The sequence below is a fragment of the Brucepastera parasyntrophica genome, from assembly GCF_022376835.1.
Taxonomy (GTDB): Bacteria; Spirochaetota; Spirochaetia; order Treponematales; family Treponemataceae; genus Brucepastera; species Brucepastera parasyntrophica.
In genome coordinates this window covers 371,696-388,639 of the sequence record NZ_CP084606.1, presented here as the reverse complement: position 1 = coordinate 388,639, position 16,944 = coordinate 371,696, and the positions used below count along the sequence as shown (strand labels likewise).

The following is a 16,944-nucleotide window of genomic DNA, read 5'->3' as shown; positions in this document are numbered from 1 at the left end:
AATAAATGAAGCATAAAATAGGTGTTTTCCTTATCGGATGTTTATTGCTGTGTATTCCTGCTCTCTCCGTGTGGGCAGTTTGGGAAGGAAATGCGGGAATTGCCGCCGACTATAATTTTCCAAAAGGCGGAATGTATGCCCTGAGCAATATGTTTCCCAGAAATACGATTGTGGAAATACAGAATCTTGAAACCAATATTACTGTCCGCGCCGTTATTACCGGTACTTCCGATGTTCCCGGTCTGGTAGCTCTGTTATCGCCGGAAACGGCGGCCGCGCTGAATATCCGCTCGGGATCAGTAAGCAGGGTGCGTATTTCCGTGCCATCGGTTGTTGCGGAACGCCCCGCGGACGGAACATACGCCAATACCACAAATACACAAAATCAGGATCCTGATGTTAATCCCGCGGTAGCCGCAAATACAAATCCCGTAATTCCGCTGGAAACCGTTGCTGAACCTGAGACTGACCCGCTGGTTGCCTATACTGACAATCCCGATGAATCCGGCACTGAAACAGTGGTTATTGAGGCTGATCCCATTATCGGCGAAGAGACATATGTAATAACCGAACCCGAACCGGATACCCAGGTTGCTGAAATACCGGACACTGAAAATACCGATGTGCCGGGAGAGGCTATCGCAGAAGCCAACCCTGATGAATCACCAGCCGTTTCTCTTACTGCTTCAGAGGAAGTGCCCGAACCGGGAAGTGATGCTCTCAATATTTATTATGATGAACCTTTGGTCGCTATTGTGGAAACGGAACCTGAACCGGAAGAAGAAACTGTGCATGTGAGCGCTTCCGATGAAATTCCCGACCCTGAAACAACGGAAATTACTCTGGTCCCTGTTGGACCAAAACCGCCGGAAGCAGTACCCGATCAGGAAAAGGATGAAACAATCCCGGTAGTTCAGGAAATAGCGCTTGGAGATAAACCCTCAGGGGAGCAGACAGTTGAGGACCCCATTCCCACTGTGCCGGAAATAATTCCTCCGCAAAAGACCACGGAACTTGCCCAGCAGCCCATAAAACAGGTAGACGAAATTCCGGGCAGGCCTCAAGCCGAAAATAGTACGGGACTCAAAGCCATTCATATAGAAGAAATTTATACTTCCGATATTTCGGGTCTGACTATATCCGATCTCGTAAAAAACAGGTATTATATACAGCTGGCGAGTTATTCCGATGTCCGCAATACTCTGAAAGTAATTGATACATACGGAAAAAAATATCCGCTTGCGGTCCAGAATAATGCTGATGTAATGAAGGTCCTGGTTGGTCCGCTCGACAAAACTGAATATGGGGCTGTACTGGAACACTTTAAAAAAGACGGGTTCAAGGATGCCTTTGTAAGAAAAGGACAGTAATTCTGTATGGAATATGTTAATGAGCTGATTACACTGGTAGAGCGTATGCCTATTTTCCGGGGAAAAAATATGCACCTGGCAATAATAGCGAACCCTATTTCCGGCGGCTTTGTATTAAAAAAAGAATTGAACAGAACCGTCGGTTTATCGAGGCGGCGGTTCTGGAAGTCAAAGACCGTCCTGTACAGACAAAATCATGTACCGCCGTATTGCATACTTCGGAATGGGTTGCCCATGCCCAGGTAATTGCCGCTCAATTATACAGGAATATTGAGAAAAATACGGATCCGGATGCGCTGTATTTAATTGTCACCGCAGGCGGAGACGGGACAAGCCTGGAAGTGCAGACCGCGTTTGCCGAGGTTGTGCTGAAAAACGGTAAGAAGGAAATAACGGACAGGATTTGTTTTTTGCGTCTGCCCTTCGGAACAGGAAATGACGGCGCGGACGGCAGGACCATTGATGTATCCCTGAAACTTTTAACCGAGCCGGTCCATTATGTTATGCAGCCCGCAGTCCGGGTATATCCCGCAGGCAAAAAGGATGATTGCTGGTATGCGTTTAATATTGCGAGTATCGGGCTTGATGCCTTTGTAACCCATATGACAAACCGTGTAAAACATTTATTTCCCGGTGATTTTTATAAAATATGGGTTGACCTTGCCTGTGTTTTTTATGACCGGATTTATCGCGTAGGAGACCTTTCCGTTCAGGCTGAACTCAAAGACGGGACTGTGGTCATGAACCATCAGGAAAAAATGCTTCTGTATCTGATGGGCGTTTCAGGCCACCGGACATACGGTTCCGGACAGAAAATCCTTTCTGACGATAATAATATCTGCGGTGTACGGGATATGAGCCTTTTGAGAAAGCTGAAAATAAAAAAGCACTTTCTTAACGGGACTCACGCCAGTTTTTCCGAAACATTACTGTATACGGCAGATATACTGAAATTTGATTACAATGAAAAAATCCTTGTCCAGCTTGACGGAGAATCCCATCTTCTCACTAAAGAAGATTTTCCCTTAACCATGGAACTTACCGAACCCTTTATCCGCATATTACGCCCTGAGGGAATTTAGACGGCGGATAATATAACTGCGTGCAAGTAAGTGCCGGAAAAAGAAAACCAGTCCGGTTTTGACTTATTTTCCGGCCGGTACTGTCATGCGCCGTGACAGAATTTGTACTTTTTGCCGCTGCCGCAGGGGCAGGGGTCGTTCCGTCCTACTTTCGGCATTGTCCGTACCACCTGCGCATTTTCGGGAGTGCTTGCGCTCATGGGGCCTGAATTTTTCCCCGGGGCGGCCGCCGCCGCGGAACTGAACGAGCCTATGGCATTATGCTGCGCATTGCCCGAAACCGTGCGGTAACCCCGTCTTGGCGCGGAAGCCCCGTCGACCTTTATCTTGACAAGGAATACCCGCGACGCAATTTCAAGCCGGATTTCGTCCAGCATCTGGTAAAATATATCAAACCCTTCAAGCTTATATTCCGTAAGAGGATTTTTCTGTCCATAGGAACGGAGATAAACCGCTTCTCTGAGTGATTCCAGATTTTCAAGATGATCGAGCCACTTTTTATCAATGGCCTGCAGGTATTGGTATTTGATAAATGTATTAAGGTTTTCTTTCCCGGCCAGCGACTCTTTTTGCTCCAGATCTTCCCGGAATTTCTTCAGCAGGTTTGCTTTTGTGTCTCCAGCGTTTTTCGTAATTCCGGCTATTTCTTCTTCCGTTATAGTGTAGCCGAATTTCGAATAAAAATGATCTTTCAGATCAGCTGTCGAGGCGTCCCGGTTTTTCCTGCTCGCCGCAGTAAATTCGCCAATATATTCGTCTATGTATTCTTCCGCGGTGGCCAGAATACGGCCTATAAGGTTTTCATCGGCAAGAATATCATTCCGCTGTTTATAAATAAAGGTTCTCTGTTCATTCAATACATCATCATATTCAAGCAGGTGCTTTCTTATTTCAAAGTTTCTTTCTTCTACTTTTTTCTGCGCCTTTTCAATACTTTTGTTCAGCCAGGGATGAAAGATCGGTTCTCCGGGTTCCATCCCAATCCTTGACATCATGCGCTTGAGGTTTTCTCCGCCGAAGAGCCGCATCAGATCATCATCAAGTGAAATGAAAAAACGGGACCGTCCGGGATTTCCCTGACGTCCGGAACGCCCTCGCAGCTGATTATCAATACGCCGGCTTTCATGGCGTTCGGTACCTATTACATATAACCCGCCGAGGTTTATTACTTCCTGCTCATCTTTTTTCCATTTCCCGAATTCTTCTTCATAAATGGCCGCATACTGTTCAGGTGTCGCATTTGTCCCGGCCCGTTTTCTGGCGCGGAATTCCGGGTTCCCTCCCAGTTTGATATCCGTACCGCGGCCCGCCATATTCGTCGCGATCGTTATAGAACCTTTTGCGCCGGCCTCGGCAATAATCAGGGCCTCGCGCGCGTGGTTTTTCGCGTTAAGGACTTCATGACGGACACCCTTTTTGGTGAGCAGTTTGGAGATATGCTCGGATTTTTCTATGGAAACGGTTCCGACCAGTACCGGCTGGCCCCTTGTATATGCATCGGAAATTTCATTACACAGCGCGTTCCATTTTTCCTTTTCATTCAGATAGACAACATCATCTTCATCTTTGCGGGCAACAGGAAGGTTTGTCGGAATGACAACAACTTCCATGCCATATATTTTGTTGAATTCAACCGCTTCTGTATCAGCCGTCCCGGTCATTCCTGAAAGTTTGTCATACATGCGGAAAAAATTCTGGAAGGTTATAGTCGCCATTGTCCGGTTGCGCTGGGCAATACGGATATGTTCTTTTGCTTCAATAGCCTGATGCAGCCCGTCGGAGTACCGCCTGCCGTCAAGAATACGTCCGGTGAATTCATCTACAATCTGAACGGCCCCTTCCTTGACAACATAGTCTACATCAATATGATACAGCTCGTGCGCCCTGACTGCCTGTGTGAAATAATGAATAAATTCAAAATTTTCTTCTTCAAAGAGACTTCCGCTGATCAGACTTCGCTTTTGCAGGATTTCCTCGATATGCAGCATACCGTCGCCGGTAAACGACACTCTCCGGCTTTTTTCATCAAGCTTGTAATCGCCGACAACGGACTCACCCTTTGTTTCATCGGGATAATCGTTTGTCCCCGGTTTTTTTTCAACTTCCTTGAGCTGGCCTATCAGTTTGTCCACTTCGGAAAAACGGGCCGTATCGTCTTCCGCGGACCCTGAAATAATAAGAGGGGTCCGCGCCTCATCAATCAGAATTGAGTCTATTTCGTCTACGACTGCAAAGGAAAATTCCCGCTGGGTACGCTCCGACATATCCCATTTCATATTGTCACGGAGATAGTCAAAACCGAGTTCATTATTTGTGCCATAGGTAATATCACAGTTATATGCGAGCCGACGGGCCTCGTTATCCATGTTGGACAGAATGGAACCCACGGTCTGACCAAGATATGTATATACCGGACGCATCCAGTCTGCGTCGCGCTCGGCAAGATAATCATTTACGGTGACTATATGCACACCCTTGCCGGTAAGGCTGTTCAGGTAAGCAGCGGCAACGCTCATAAGGGTTTTTCCCTCACCGGTTTTCATTTCTACAATCCGGCCGGAATGCAGAACAAGCGAACCGAGTATCTGTACATCATAGGGACGTTCTCCCAGAATGCGTCGAGCCGCTTCCCGGGCCAGAGCAAAGGCTTCCGGAATAAAAGCATCGAGGGATTCTCCTCCGGCATATCTTTTCTTGAATTCAGCGGTTTTTTTCGGAAATTCCTCCGTGGGCAAAGACATGGCCCAGGTTTCTTTTTCATTTACCTTATGTAATACAGGAAGCAGGGCTTTAATATCCCGTTCGTGCTGTGAACCAAAGAAAAAACGAATAATTGAGTCTGTTAACATTAGTACATTCTACTAAAAGTAAACAGTGTTGACAAGCGCAGGAATGAATTCTAACCTGTTAGGGCAGCGCTGATTAAGCCATGACGACTTAATCAGCGCTGCTTGGAGGATGTATGAGGCATCACGGAAGTCATGTAATTATTACGCTGCTGTTTTTTTGTACGGCCTTTTCTTTTGTTTCCTGCAAAAAAGAGGCGGCCGGAAGTCTGGAACGCGAAAAATTGTTTACACTTTCCTATGGACGTTTTGAAGACGAAATAGATCTTTTCCAGCTTGGGTCGGCTTTTTCCGTGCCTGATACCCAGATATATATGAGAGACGGAATGTTTTATATTGCGAATCCGGGAGCCCAGAAAATACTGCAGCTGACATCTTTCGGCGATTTGTTATCCGTTTATTACAATCCTGAAACAAACCCTGTTCCGTCCTTTGCCGACCAGGTCGCGCCGGTAAACGGCGTTGTCAGCCCTGCTACCCGCAAGGCCATACCGTATCCTTTTAACCATCCGAACTATCTGGCGGTTGATATGGATAAACGGCTTCTCGTTGCCGATCAGCTGCCGGAATCACGTTATGAATTTGATGCTGACCAGCAGCTTATTTTAAAGAATGTGATTCTGCGCTTTACATCGGACGGGAGGTATATTGATTATCTTGGACAGGAAGGACTGGGAGGGACACCCTTTCCTCCGGTAACAGGTCTGTATACAAATGTAAGAAATGAAATAATAGTCATTACAAAAACCATGACTGAAATACAGGTTTTCTGGTATGACGCCGAGGGAAACCTAATGTATAAAATTCCCGTAAGGTACAAAAACCTGCCGACTCCCTTTGAGGCAGCCGACACTATTCATATCTCCCTTGAGCGGGTTATTCCCGATCCGGTAAGACAGGTCCTGTATATTAAGCTGGATTATTTTCCTGAAATAATCGATTCCGAAACCGGAGCAAACGCCGGTATTTCGTATGACCGAAGCTGCATATATCCCCTGGATGTTAAGGCGGGCCGTTATGGCGAAAAAATAGATATTCCGGCCTATGATGAGGGTAATGCAAATTCCGAAAACATATATACAAGGCCCTTTGATTTTCTCGGAATTACGGCAAACGGAAATATTTTCCTCTATACACCCAATGAGGAAGGCTATGCCCTTGAAATTATGGATATCCGTTCCCGGAATGTCCAGAGAAGGACCCTTTCCATCCCCAGGGAAGAACAGGCCTACAATGCCTTTATGCTTTCCAGCGACGGAATACTTTCCGCCCTGCTTGCGACTCCTTCAAATGCCTCCGTTGTCTGGTGGCGCACTGATTCACTGATCGGAGAAATAAGACGGTGAAATCTGAAGATGATAAAAAAAACACGGATTCCGCTGATATGGAATCGGACGCCGAAAGGCTCCATTTCCATTATAACCGTGAACAGCGGCTGAAAAACGCACCGGAAAGCGTGCAGAAGATATATACCGAGGGATATACGCCCAACAAAGGTTTTATAAAGGGGCTTACGGCAAACCGCGGTCTCCGGAGTATTTTAACAGTAATCATTATTTTATGCATTGTTATTGCCGGAATTGCACTGTTTTCTGATCCGGAAGGAACGGCCGCGCTGTCCGGGACTTCTTTTAAGCTCAAAGCTTTTTTATATGATGAAACAATATATATTACGCTTTCCTGTTCCGGAAATTCATCGTATAATAATGAAACACAGCCTCTGATAGCAGTTTTCCAGGGTCTTGATACCGATGGTTTGGTTGTTCTGGAAAAAACAACTGTCGAAGCATACAGCGGACAGGAACTGGTAGTCAGGACAACAATGAGAGATTATGAAATAAAAAGAGTCCATGCAAATGTCTCAATCAATGATGAGGATGTGTCAATAACGGTAACAGTTGACCGGAGTTAAACTTTTTTATATTCTTAATCTTACAGGAGTGAAAAAATGCTGCAGTTTTATTTCTTTTCCGTTCTTTTTAATGCAATTACCGGTCTGGTCCTTGTTTTTTCCGATAAATTGTCCTCCGGTTCGCCGGTCCAGGAAGGCCTTTTAGTAATTGTACAGAATAGAACTTTCCGATTTGTTCTCGGCCTTTTAACCATGATAACAGGTTTCCTCAAGCTCGTGACGGTAGTCCGCGGGGATGTTCCCGTTATCGGCGATATTTTCCCTGCCTGTGCCGGTCTGGTCGGCGGATTCATTCTGGTATATGAATATTACAAGAGCCGCCCCGAAACTACGGATGAAAAGCCCCTGCCGAATTTTGCTCAGAAAATCATATCATGGAAGCAGTATGTCGGTTATGTAATGCTTGCTGCAGCGGTTCTTCATCTTCTTTTCCCGCAAGTACTGTTTATTTAATCCGCAAGGATCTTATGAGAGAGTCTGTTGCGGCAATAATGTGTTCTTCCGGCAAATTTCTTATCGGACACCGGCTGCCTGAGGGCGAAATGGGGGGACGCTGGGAATTTCCCGGAGGAAAGGTTGATGAAGGCGAAACTCCCGAGTCAGCGATAGTCCGCGAACTCCGGGAGGAAATGGGAATTGAGGCCGTCCCCGAACAGTATATAGCCTCCATTGATTTTTCCAATAAAAACGGCCCGGTCCGCCTGCTTGCCTTTACTGTCAGGATTGCCGATGATTCCGCCGTCAAACTGACAGAACATTCCGAAATAAAGTGGGCGACGCTTGAAGAAATTGAAAAGATGCCCTTTGTTGATTCCGACCGCAAGCTTTTTCCTTTTTTGAAGGATTTACATTGAAAATGAAATACCGTTTTATTTTTTTTATATTCCTGTGTATTTTTCTGTCCGCCGCAGCCTTGGGTTCATGCAAAAAAAGGATACAATAGGAACAATCACCTTACCCGAAACTTCCGCTGTTTCGGATAGCGCGCGGTTTGCCCTTATTGTGGATCCCTACATCTCAATCCGGGATAAACCGGGAGAAGACGGGATAACTGTTTCCCACGGCAGACGCGGAAGTATTTTCGAAGTTAAGGGGAGAAGAATCCTGAAATCGGGAAATTCACAGATAATCTGGATAAATATTGATGATGGATGGATCCCCGGGCCTTCAGTGCACTTATATTCGAATTATGAACAGGCCCAGACAGCCGCCGAACTTCTCCGGTAACCGGAAAAATCGGAAGGCATCCTGTTAATCAGGCGCCCTGCTGATTCCAAGCTGTCCGCAGGCCCCGCCTATTTTTTTTCCGCGCTTTTTTCTGACTGTTATGTTCAGACCATATTCCTCAAGCGTTTTAACAAAAGCGGTCGTTTCGGCTGACGGAGGTGAAGTAAACGGCAAAGACGGCACGGAATTCCAGGGAATTACATTAATATGGACATTCAGGTTTTCCGAGAAAACCGCAAGCTTTCCGGCCATCTTCCGGTCTGTGTTTATTCCTCCAAGCAATGGTATTTCAAGGGTCACCCGTCTGCCTGTTTTTTCATTGTAATACTTGACCGCCTCTTTGAGTGCCGAAAGGGGATTGGCCTTATTTACCGGCATCAATTCTGACCGGAGTCCGTCGTCCGCAGCGGTGAGCGAGACAGCCAGCCGTATATCAGGTCCCTCATCGGCGAGGGAATAAATACCTTCGCAAATCCCCGCGGTAGAGACAGTTATCCGTTTGCGGGACAGCCCCCGGCCTTCAGGATGCGTTAAAATTTCCACAGTTTTTCTGATTGCAGGCAGATTGAGCATCGGTTCTCCCATGCCCATAAAGACGATGTTGTCGAGCCTGCCGGCAATTGCTTCCAGATGGAGAAACTGTTCGACAATTTCGCCGGTACTGAGATTCCTTGAAAATCCCATATCTCCTGTTCTGCAGAAGGCGCAGTGCAGGGGGCACCCCACCTGGCAGGAAACACAGGCGGTTTTTCTGCCAGCCGCGTCCGTAAGCAGGACTGTTTCAACAGCGGTTCCGTCTGCAAGCGAGATTTGCAGCTTTACTGTACCGTCAGGATCCTTTTCTGTCCGGGAAACCTTTGTTGAATATATACTATACTTTCCGTCAAAACCGGTCCGGTCCGCAAGGGAAAGATTTGTCATTTCATCAAAGGTTTTCGCTCCGGCGGCAATCCATTTGAATATCTGCCGGGCTCTGAAGGGTTTATCAAACTGCATAAAAGAAAAAAGCTCCTCAGGGAGCATCCCTGAGAGAGCCTTTTCCATATGTGAATGTGAACACATAAAATATAAACTATTCCCTTAACTTTTCAAGCATTTCGGAAATTAACTGATTTCTGATGCCGAATTTCTGGAATTCCTGCAGAATATCAATTGCTTTCTTTTTATCTCCGCAATTTGAATGGCATTCTGCAAGTTCAAGATACAAACGGTAGTTACGCGGATCAGATTGCAGCAATCTTGAAAGACTTACCGCGGCCTCATCATATTTCCCCTGAATTTTGCTGATCATTGCAAGTCCGAGAACTGCATATACATCAAATTCAATATCGAAGGCGCGCTGGTAATAATCCTGTGCAAGTTCATAATCACCTAAATTCCTGTACGCATCTCCGGCTCTGGTAAGAATAACTTTATTATTCGGGTCTTTTTCGAGGATTTTGTTCCAGTATTCCACGGAACGGAATTGCTGGTTCATTCCCCTGTAGCAGTCAGCCAAGCCGAAAAGAGCATAAAAGTTATTCGGATCCATCCTGAGCGCCCGCTGGAAATAGTAGATTCCCTGATCATAGGTTTTCAGTTTTCGGTGACAGTTTCCGATTGACGTGAGTACGCGGATATCGATGGCATCATCATTCAGGTCAAGCATTTTCTGCCAGTAATACAGCGCGTCACGGTACTCCTTAAAGTCATAATGCAGATGTCCCAATCCTATAAGCGCATAGGGATTGTTATCTTCCACGTCGAGAACTCTAAGATACAGAATTTTGGATTGTTTGAAGTCGCGGATTTTCCGGTAAGCGTCCGCAACTCTGGTAAGAACAGTAATATTCCGGTCATCATGCTGGAGATACTGTTCCCAAATCTCGATGGCTTTGTTGTATTGGTTCAAAGCCTTGTAACAGTCTGCAAGTCCGAAAAGTGCGTAATTATTTCCAGGATGATACGATAGACATTTTGTATAATAGTCTACCGCCTCCCGGAAATGATTGCGTTTTCTGGCCGCGTCACCGAGCCCTACCAGGGCATAATTATTATCGGTTTCAAGATCCAGAATTTTCCGGAATGCATTTTCCGCCTCATCGACATGACTATCTTTGAGGAGCAGGTACCCGTTTTTTGATAATTCAGCGATTTCGTTGAATTTCTTTTCTTCTTCCGTAATTCCTGCCGTCGGTTCGGGTATCGGCGGCATGTCGGACAATAAATCTACCATTTTTAACCTCTTTATATTGAAATAATTGATTCTATCATCAAAGCTAACTTTTCAATTATTGGCTCTGCCTTACGTTTATTATGGGCCAACCAGTACATTTTCAGCGCATCAATCGGTTTGTCCTTTTCAGTATAAAAGTCCCCGACCCGCGTTAATCCGTCTGAATAACCGGTTGTAATGAAAATTCTCTTTGCGCTTTCTACCTCCCCTTGGTTAAAAAGTTCATTACCTTTTCTATTTAGAAGTGCTTTTTGTTCTGATGTCAGCCCTTGCAGGGGGGAATCAGTTGATTTGATCAAACCTTCATTTGTGAAGCGTGAAAATTCATCCAAATTTTTTGAATTCAAGAGTCCCCCATCATTCATAATAAGAAACTTTACTATATTTTTCAAGCAAGAAAAAATGATTTAGTGTAAAATTATCATTTACCATAAAAGTCAAGAATTGACCGTCCATATTCACGCTGATCTCTCCTCTTCATAACACCGATCGTATCGGGAAGGATACATTCTTTTGGCCGGTGAATTATTGCGAGTCCGCCCGGTTTTAAAACAGCCAGTTCTCCGCAGCGCGCGATCATTTCCGCATGAAAACGGTAGGGAAAGGGCGGATCAAAGTAGATTATATCAAACTGCATTTTTGAGCGTTTGAGAAACAGTTCCACGGGCTGGAATTTGCATTCTATTCTCCGGGGAGCCATTGATACATTTTTCAGAATTGTTTCAACTTTGAGAGGGTCTTTTTCAACAAGATATACCGGATCAGCGCCGCGCGATGAAGCTTCAAGCGCGCAGATTCCCGATCCGCTGAACATATCGAGAAAAGATTTTCCGGTTAAATCTCCCAGAATGGCAAAGAAGGATTCCCTCATTCTGTCCATAGCGGGCCGGATAATTCCTGCCGGACATTCCACTGTTCTGCCGCACAGACTTCCACCGGTTATTCTCATTTTACCAGCCCATTTGCAGTTTTATACCGTCTGCTGCCCGGATTCCCGACGCCCACGCGCCGGTAATTCCCCGGGATGTTCCCGCGCCGTCGCCAATCAGATATATGTTTTCGGTAGCCCGGAAATACCGGTCCAGAAAATGGGGTTTATTCGCATACAGTTTGATTTCCGGATAGTACATAATAGTCGCGGGATGCAGAACACCGGGAACTATAGTATCAAGCTGCTTTAATGCTCTCCAGATTGAACGCAGAAATTTGGCCGGGATTGCCAGGCTTATATCTCCCGGAGTACAGGTCGGCAGGGAGGGTTTAAAGTCGTACAGATCACCGTTTAGTCCTTCTTTTGTCGTTCGCTTTGCGAGTCTGAAATCGCCTATCCTCTGCATAATAGGATGTCCGCCTCCCGTGAGCATGGCAAGTGACGCCAGAAATTCCGCGTAATCCTGTCCCGAGGCAAGGGGCTGGGTGAACTCAACACTGCGCAGAACGGCAAAATTAACTAACCCGTTTGCTGCTTTCTCATTGGAAAAGGCGTGACCGTTTACGCTGTAATATATCTGTCCGGTTGATGTGGTGTATTTTTCCTGAACCACGTGGGCCGCTCCCGAATTGGTACAGAATGTCCGGGTGCGTTCGGGAAATAGAAATTTCGGATCATAATAGTCTTTGACAATAGGGTAGTTTTCTATTTTTGTTTCAACCCGGACTCCGACATCAATACTGTTGTCCGTATACGGAATATCATTTTCCTTCATGAACTTGCGCAGAAAATCAAAACCATGCCGTCCGGGCGCGACAATCATCTGTTTATATGCAATTTCACGTTTATCCGTCCTGGCTATGCTGTTTTTTTTATCAACCGATACGAGCGCTTCCTGAAGACAGATTTCAACTCCGGCCTTTTCAAGGCGTTCCAGCAATTCCCTGATCAGTTTGAGTCCCCCGTCGGTACCGAGATGGGACTGACGTATGAGTATAAGTTCCACACCTATCCTGCCCGCGCGTTTTTCATAGGTAGAGAGATTTTTCTGGGGCAGAATTTCCGGGTTCAGAAAGGATTCAACCCGGGACAAATAGGACCCCGCGGTATCTTTATCCCAGTATTCTTCGGGAAAACCTGTCGGCCAGGTGAAGTTCATTTTACAGTCATTGCGGAGTCCGCCCGAGGATATTTTTTCGCGTTCCAGGAGCAGGATTTTTGCATCAGGTTTAACTGAAAGAATTTCAAAAGCCGCGCCGAGTCCGGCGGGTCCGGAACCGACGATAAGACAGTCGTATTTCATATATACATAGTATCAGAAGTTGAGAAGTTCATTCAACTCATTGCTCGATACTATGTCTCTTGCATCGGTATTTTTAGCGCCTTTTTGCATTTCCTTAAGTATTTGTTCTCTTATTGAGCGCTGGAGATTTCTGATTGTCTGGAGTTTGGGCATAAGCGGTATAAAACTTTCTTTCATGGCTGTCTGTCCCTGCAGTATGGAATCAATAATTTTTATATACCGTTCCTGGCATGAATATAAATTGCGGAGCAGCCGGGTATATTCCCCCAGGTTCGGGTTCATTTGAATTTGCTTGTACATTTTCTGTATTATGTTATCAAAAAAAAGAATATCATCAACGATTTTATCAAAAAAGTATTCTTTTTGCAGTTCAAGCATAAGTCCTTCTGACAGCGTGTCCAGTGACTGGGACAACTGATATAAGTTATCCTGAAACACAATATTCTGCAGCATGTTACATCCTCGGAGTTAAGCGCGGCTAAAATGTCTGACAGCCCCGCGCCTGAATTTTATCTCTTTGATTAATGTATCGGCATAAAATTCCGTTATGTCAATATGAATATAAAATAAGATTTTGCATAGCGCTTCGTTTATGATATACTCGAACATAATGAACAGTTCTGAGATTACCGGCGGGATTATCAAAGATCCCGCCTTTGCGCCCTATATTCCGGTAGTAAGGGTTATCCCTGAAAGAGAAGGACAGTATGTGCCTTTTCCTGCTGACCTGAACCCCCGCCTTTTGGCGGCCTGCCGTTCCCGGGGATTAAACAGCCTCTATTCACATCAGGCGGCTTCCTATGTTTCAGCCCGTACGGGCGGGCATACGGTAATAGTTACGCCCACCGCGTCAGGGAAAACCCTGTGTTATAATCTGCCTGTTATCCAGGCCCTTCTTGAGGATCCCAATGCGCGGGCCCTGTATCTTTTTCCGACAAAGGCCCTGAGCCAGGACCAGCAGAGTGAAATTAATGATCTGTTCGGTTATTTTCAAAATTCAGCGGAACAGACGCCCTTGCGTGTCTGCATATATGACGGCGATACGCCCCAGTCTGTACGCGCGGACGCACGGGACAAGGGCCGTATTGTTATTTCGAATCCTGATATGATGCACGCCGGAATTCTCCCGAACCATACAAAATGGACCCATTTTTTTGTCAATCTGAAATATATTGTTATAGATGAAATGCATACATACCGCGGCATATTCGGAAGCCATATGGCCAATCTCATCCGGCGGATTATGCGTGTCGCGGATTTTTATGGTTCAAAACCAACCTTTATCCTGTGTTCCGCTACAATAGGAAATCCTGCTGAACTTGCGCAAAAACTGATAGGCGCACCCGTTAAACTTATTGATGAAAACGGCGCTCCTTCCGGTAAAAAGACCATTGTTTTGTATAATCCGCCCCTTATCGACGCCGTTCAGGGGATCAGACGGGGCGTTATTAATGAAAGCCAGAGATGGGCCCTTGCCTTTCTCAGAAAAAATGTAAAAACAATTCTCTTTGCCCATTCGAGAATAAAGACTGAAGTAATAGCTTCGTATATAAATGACTCCCTGGAAAATATGTATACCGGTAATGAGGGGATTACTGTAGTCCCGTACCGGGGAGGGCTTCTCCCTCTGGAACGCAGAACAATTGAAAAAGGTTTGCGCGAAGGAACCATTCAGGGGTTGTTTCCACAAATGCGCTTGAGTTGGGCATTGACATAGGCGGACTTGACGCCGCGATTGTTGCGGGGTTTCCGGGTTCTTTTTCCTCATTCTGGCAACAGTCGGGCCGGGCCGGACGCAGGCAGACCGAATCGGTGGTTGTTTTTATCGCCTCCTCATCACCTCTGGACCAGTTTATTATTACACATCCCGATTACTTTTTTGACCGCCCGCATGAAACCGCACAGATTGACCCCGAGAATCCTTATGTGCTGACTGATCATGTAAAATGCGCCGCTTTTGAGCTGCCCTTTACCGATGCGGAACTCACGTCGCCTCACGTGCAGGCTGCTTTTCCGCCTGAAACAGTGGAAATACTGTCCGCGCTTGAGGAAGACGGTATTGTCAGGCATACGGCCGGAAGGTGGCACTGGTCTGACCGGTCATTTCCTTCCGAAGGAATCAGTCTCCGTTCCGCAACGGCTGATAATGTTGTAATTGTTGATATAACAGAGGGAAGGAATACCGTAATAGGAGAAATGGACCGTCCTTCGGCAAAGGAAATGCTGTTTCCGAATGCCGTGTATATTCACCTCGGACGGCAGTATATGGTTACCCTGCTTGATATTCCGAACAGGCGGGCTGAAGTAACCGAGGTTGAAATCAATTACTTTACCGACGGTGTGGTTAAAACCGACATACAGGTTTTGACGGAAGATTCCATTGTTTCCTATCTTCCGGAAAAACTTTCAATCGCTGTCGGCGATATACTGGTCCGGACCCAGGTGGCAAAATTCAAGAAACTGCGTTTTCATACACATGAAAACATAGGGTTCGGTGAAATAGCGCTTGATGCCGAAGAAATGGAAACCAGGGGCGTTATGCTTCTTTTGGATAACCGTTTTTTTCCGCTTCATGATATGGAAGGTTCGGGGCTTGATGACGCAGACCTGGGTGAAATTCTGTCAGGTATGGGGACTCTGATGCGTTCCGTCGCCCCGGTCTTTTTGCTGTGCGACAGCAGAGATATTGGGGTCTGGCCGCGTATCCGTGACCTTCATTTCTCGGGACCTGTTTTATACTTTTTTGACAGAGTTCCCGGAGGTTCCGGTCTGGCTGACGCTTTTAATGAAAGTCTGCCGGCAATTATACAGGCGTCCATTGATCAAATCCAAAACTGTCCCTGTGAATATGGCTGCCCGTCCTGTATCGGAGTTCATTCGGAAAATCCTCTTATAAAATCTTCCGCCGCCGGACTTTTGAAGAACCTTGTCTCCGGTTCTCCGGGAGATAAAAACTGATGGCGAACTCCCGTCTTTCCGGCCGACTTAACCGGATCAGGGAAAAAGAGCGAAAAAACGGCGCGGAATTGCAGAATGTCATCGTAAGCGGGGAAGCGGAGACCGTTGCCGGTTTCGCTTCGCCTTATTTGCCCGGCTGGGAAAACACTGCGCCCTTTCTCTATGAGCGGATCCATTACGCAAATATCCCCTGTTTCCGCTCCGGTTTTTCCGCATCCCTGCCGCTTTTGTTTCCGCGTGAAAAAAAACTGCTTGAAAAGTTTCCCGTCTTCTTACCGGACCAATCAGATGAAGAGACCTCTTATTCTTTTTTGCGGAACCTTGTTTTTTTCGATATTGAAACAACCGGCCTCTCCCACGGCGCGGGAACAATTGCCTTTATGGTCGGGTTTGCCCGGTTTACTGAACCCGGAATCCTGGCGGTTCACCAGCTGCTGATTTCCGATTACCCCGGCGAGCCTGAATTGCTTGAAAAAATGTGCGCAATTATCGGTACAAATCCTGTTTTTGTTTCATTTAACGGAAAGTGTTTTGACTCGTCCATTCTCGTGTCCAGGCTTTGCATGAACAGGATCTCCGGAAACGGGTCTGTTTTTTCCTCGAATATTCATCTTGACCTGCTGTTTCCGTCGCGTGTTTTATGGAAACGTGAACTCGGGTCCTGCAGGCTTTCAATTCTGGAAAATCAAATCCTGGGAGTAAGCCGACTGAATGATCTTCCGGGAAGCGAGGCGCCCGACGCCTGGTTTGAATTTGTCCGTACCGGAACAATGGACCGGCTTTTGGCTGTCGGAGAACACAACCTTGAAGACTGTATAAGTCTTGCCCGGCTTTTATTCCGGCTGGACTCGGCAATAGAAGAAGGCGAGGGCAGGGCAGCCCTTGTACGCGCCCTTGATTTGCGGTCTCAGAAAAAATATGAAGAGGCCCGTATTTTTCTTGAACCGCTCGCTCATTCGGGCGACGCTCTCGCGGCAAAAATTCTGGCTATCGATCTTGAACACCGCCTGAGCGACCTCGAACAGGCCCTTATGTTCGCGGAAAAAAACGGGGACCTTCACCGCGCTGAGCGTATAAAAAGAAAAATGCTCAGGAACTGA

17 protein-coding genes are annotated in these 16,944 nt (G+C 46.4%); 10 read left to right on the top strand and 7 right to left on the bottom strand.

The genetic code is table 11. The features are described from left to right. The first annotated feature begins 5 nt into the window (after positions 1-5). Together K7I13_RS01845 and K7I13_RS01840 are read left to right on the top strand one after the other, a co-directional pair. On the top strand, positions 6-1,370 hold the full coding sequence (locus tag K7I13_RS01845) for an SPOR domain-containing protein (RefSeq protein ID WP_255947522.1): 1,365 nt from the start codon (positions 6-8) through the stop codon (positions 1,368-1,370). Between the two features lie 209 nt (positions 1,371-1,579). Further along, a complete protein-coding gene (locus K7I13_RS01840) occupies positions 1,580-2,452 on the top strand; it encodes a diacylglycerol/lipid kinase family protein (protein WP_255947521.1) in 873 nt (290 codons plus the stop codon). Between the two features lie 83 nt (positions 2,453-2,535). Here the strand turns inward: K7I13_RS01840 and secA are convergent, their stop codons facing one another. Further along, positions 2,536-5,301, bottom strand: a complete 2,766-nt coding sequence (gene secA / locus K7I13_RS01835) for a preprotein translocase subunit SecA (RefSeq protein ID WP_255947519.1) — start codon at positions 5,299-5,301, stop codon at positions 2,536-2,538. A gap of 113 nt (positions 5,302-5,414) precedes the next feature. Between secA and K7I13_RS01830 the strand changes: the two genes are divergently transcribed. From K7I13_RS01830 to K7I13_RS01810, 5 genes are all read left to right on the top strand, one after another. Next, a complete protein-coding gene (locus K7I13_RS01830) occupies positions 5,415-6,644 on the top strand; it encodes an LIC_12708 family protein (RefSeq protein ID WP_255947514.1) in 1,230 nt (409 codons plus the stop codon). Beyond that, positions 6,641-7,210 (top strand): hypothetical protein, encoded by a 570-nt coding sequence (locus K7I13_RS01825; protein WP_255947513.1) that lies wholly within the window; start codon positions 6,641-6,643, stop codon positions 7,208-7,210. The genes K7I13_RS01830 and K7I13_RS01825 overlap by 4 nt, the downstream gene beginning before the upstream one ends. A 36-nt stretch (positions 7,211-7,246) precedes the next feature. After that, a complete protein-coding gene (locus tag K7I13_RS01820; RefSeq protein ID WP_255947512.1) occupies positions 7,247-7,663 on the top strand; it encodes a hypothetical protein in 417 nt (138 codons plus the stop codon). Positions 7,664-7,677: 14 nt separating this feature from the next. Further along, on the top strand, positions 7,678-8,064 hold the full coding sequence (locus K7I13_RS01815) for a (deoxy)nucleoside triphosphate pyrophosphohydrolase (RefSeq protein ID WP_255947511.1): 387 nt from the start codon (positions 7,678-7,680) through the stop codon (positions 8,062-8,064). A 67-nt stretch (positions 8,065-8,131) separates the two neighbouring features. After that, positions 8,132-8,437, top strand: coding sequence for a hypothetical protein (locus tag K7I13_RS01810; protein WP_255947510.1), 306 nt, complete (start codon positions 8,132-8,134; stop codon positions 8,435-8,437). 24 nt (positions 8,438-8,461) lie between these two features. On the opposite strand, the gene rlmN is transcribed toward K7I13_RS01810, so the two are convergent. From rlmN to K7I13_RS01780, 6 genes are read right to left on the bottom strand one after another with little or no spacing between them, the layout of a single operon-like run. Beyond that, complete coding sequence (rlmN, locus tag K7I13_RS01805) at positions 8,462-9,499, bottom strand: dual-specificity RNA methyltransferase RlmN (protein ID WP_255947508.1); 1,038 nt, start codon at positions 9,497-9,499, stop codon at positions 8,462-8,464. Positions 9,500-9,509: 10 nt separating this feature from the next. Beyond that, positions 9,510-10,631 carry a tetratricopeptide repeat protein gene (locus K7I13_RS01800; RefSeq protein ID WP_255949185.1) on the bottom strand — a complete coding sequence of 374 codons (1,122 nt, stop codon included), beginning with the start codon at positions 10,629-10,631 and terminating at the stop codon, positions 9,510-9,512. A 32-nt stretch (positions 10,632-10,663) separates the two neighbouring features. Beyond that, positions 10,664-11,017, bottom strand: a complete 354-nt coding sequence (locus K7I13_RS01795) for a hypothetical protein (protein WP_255947506.1) — start codon at positions 11,015-11,017, stop codon at positions 10,664-10,666. A 56-nt stretch (positions 11,018-11,073) separates the two neighbouring features. Further along, positions 11,074-11,601, bottom strand: coding sequence for an RsmD family RNA methyltransferase (locus K7I13_RS01790; RefSeq protein ID WP_255947505.1), 528 nt, complete (start codon positions 11,599-11,601; stop codon positions 11,074-11,076). A 1-nt stretch (position 11,602) separates the two neighbouring features. After that, complete coding sequence (locus tag K7I13_RS01785) at positions 11,603-12,886, bottom strand: NAD(P)/FAD-dependent oxidoreductase (protein ID WP_255947504.1); 1,284 nt, start codon at positions 12,884-12,886, stop codon at positions 11,603-11,605. A gap of 12 nt (positions 12,887-12,898) precedes the next feature. Beyond that, the gene (locus K7I13_RS01780) at positions 12,899-13,339 is read right to left on the bottom strand and encodes a hypothetical protein (RefSeq protein WP_255947503.1); all 441 of its coding nucleotides are present in this window, start codon (positions 13,337-13,339) and stop codon (positions 12,899-12,901) included. 157 nt (positions 13,340-13,496) lie between these two features. Between K7I13_RS01780 and K7I13_RS01775 the strand changes: the two genes are divergently transcribed. The 3 genes from K7I13_RS01775 to K7I13_RS01765 are packed head-to-tail and all read left to right on the top strand — an operon-like array spanning position 13,497 to position 16,944. Then, positions 13,497-14,603 carry a DEAD/DEAH box helicase gene (locus tag K7I13_RS01775; protein ID WP_255947502.1) on the top strand — a complete coding sequence of 369 codons (1,107 nt, stop codon included), beginning with the start codon at positions 13,497-13,499 and terminating at the stop codon, positions 14,601-14,603. Beyond that, positions 14,588-15,844: a DEAD/DEAH box helicase gene (locus K7I13_RS01770; RefSeq protein WP_255947501.1), complete on the top strand. Its 1,257-nt coding sequence runs from the start codon at positions 14,588-14,590 to the stop codon at positions 15,842-15,844. Before K7I13_RS01775 ends, K7I13_RS01770 begins: the two co-directional genes overlap by 16 nt. Further along, positions 15,844-16,944: a ribonuclease H-like domain-containing protein gene (locus K7I13_RS01765; RefSeq protein ID WP_255947500.1), complete on the top strand. Its 1,101-nt coding sequence runs from the start codon at positions 15,844-15,846 to the stop codon at positions 16,942-16,944. The genes K7I13_RS01770 and K7I13_RS01765 overlap by 1 nt, the downstream gene beginning before the upstream one ends.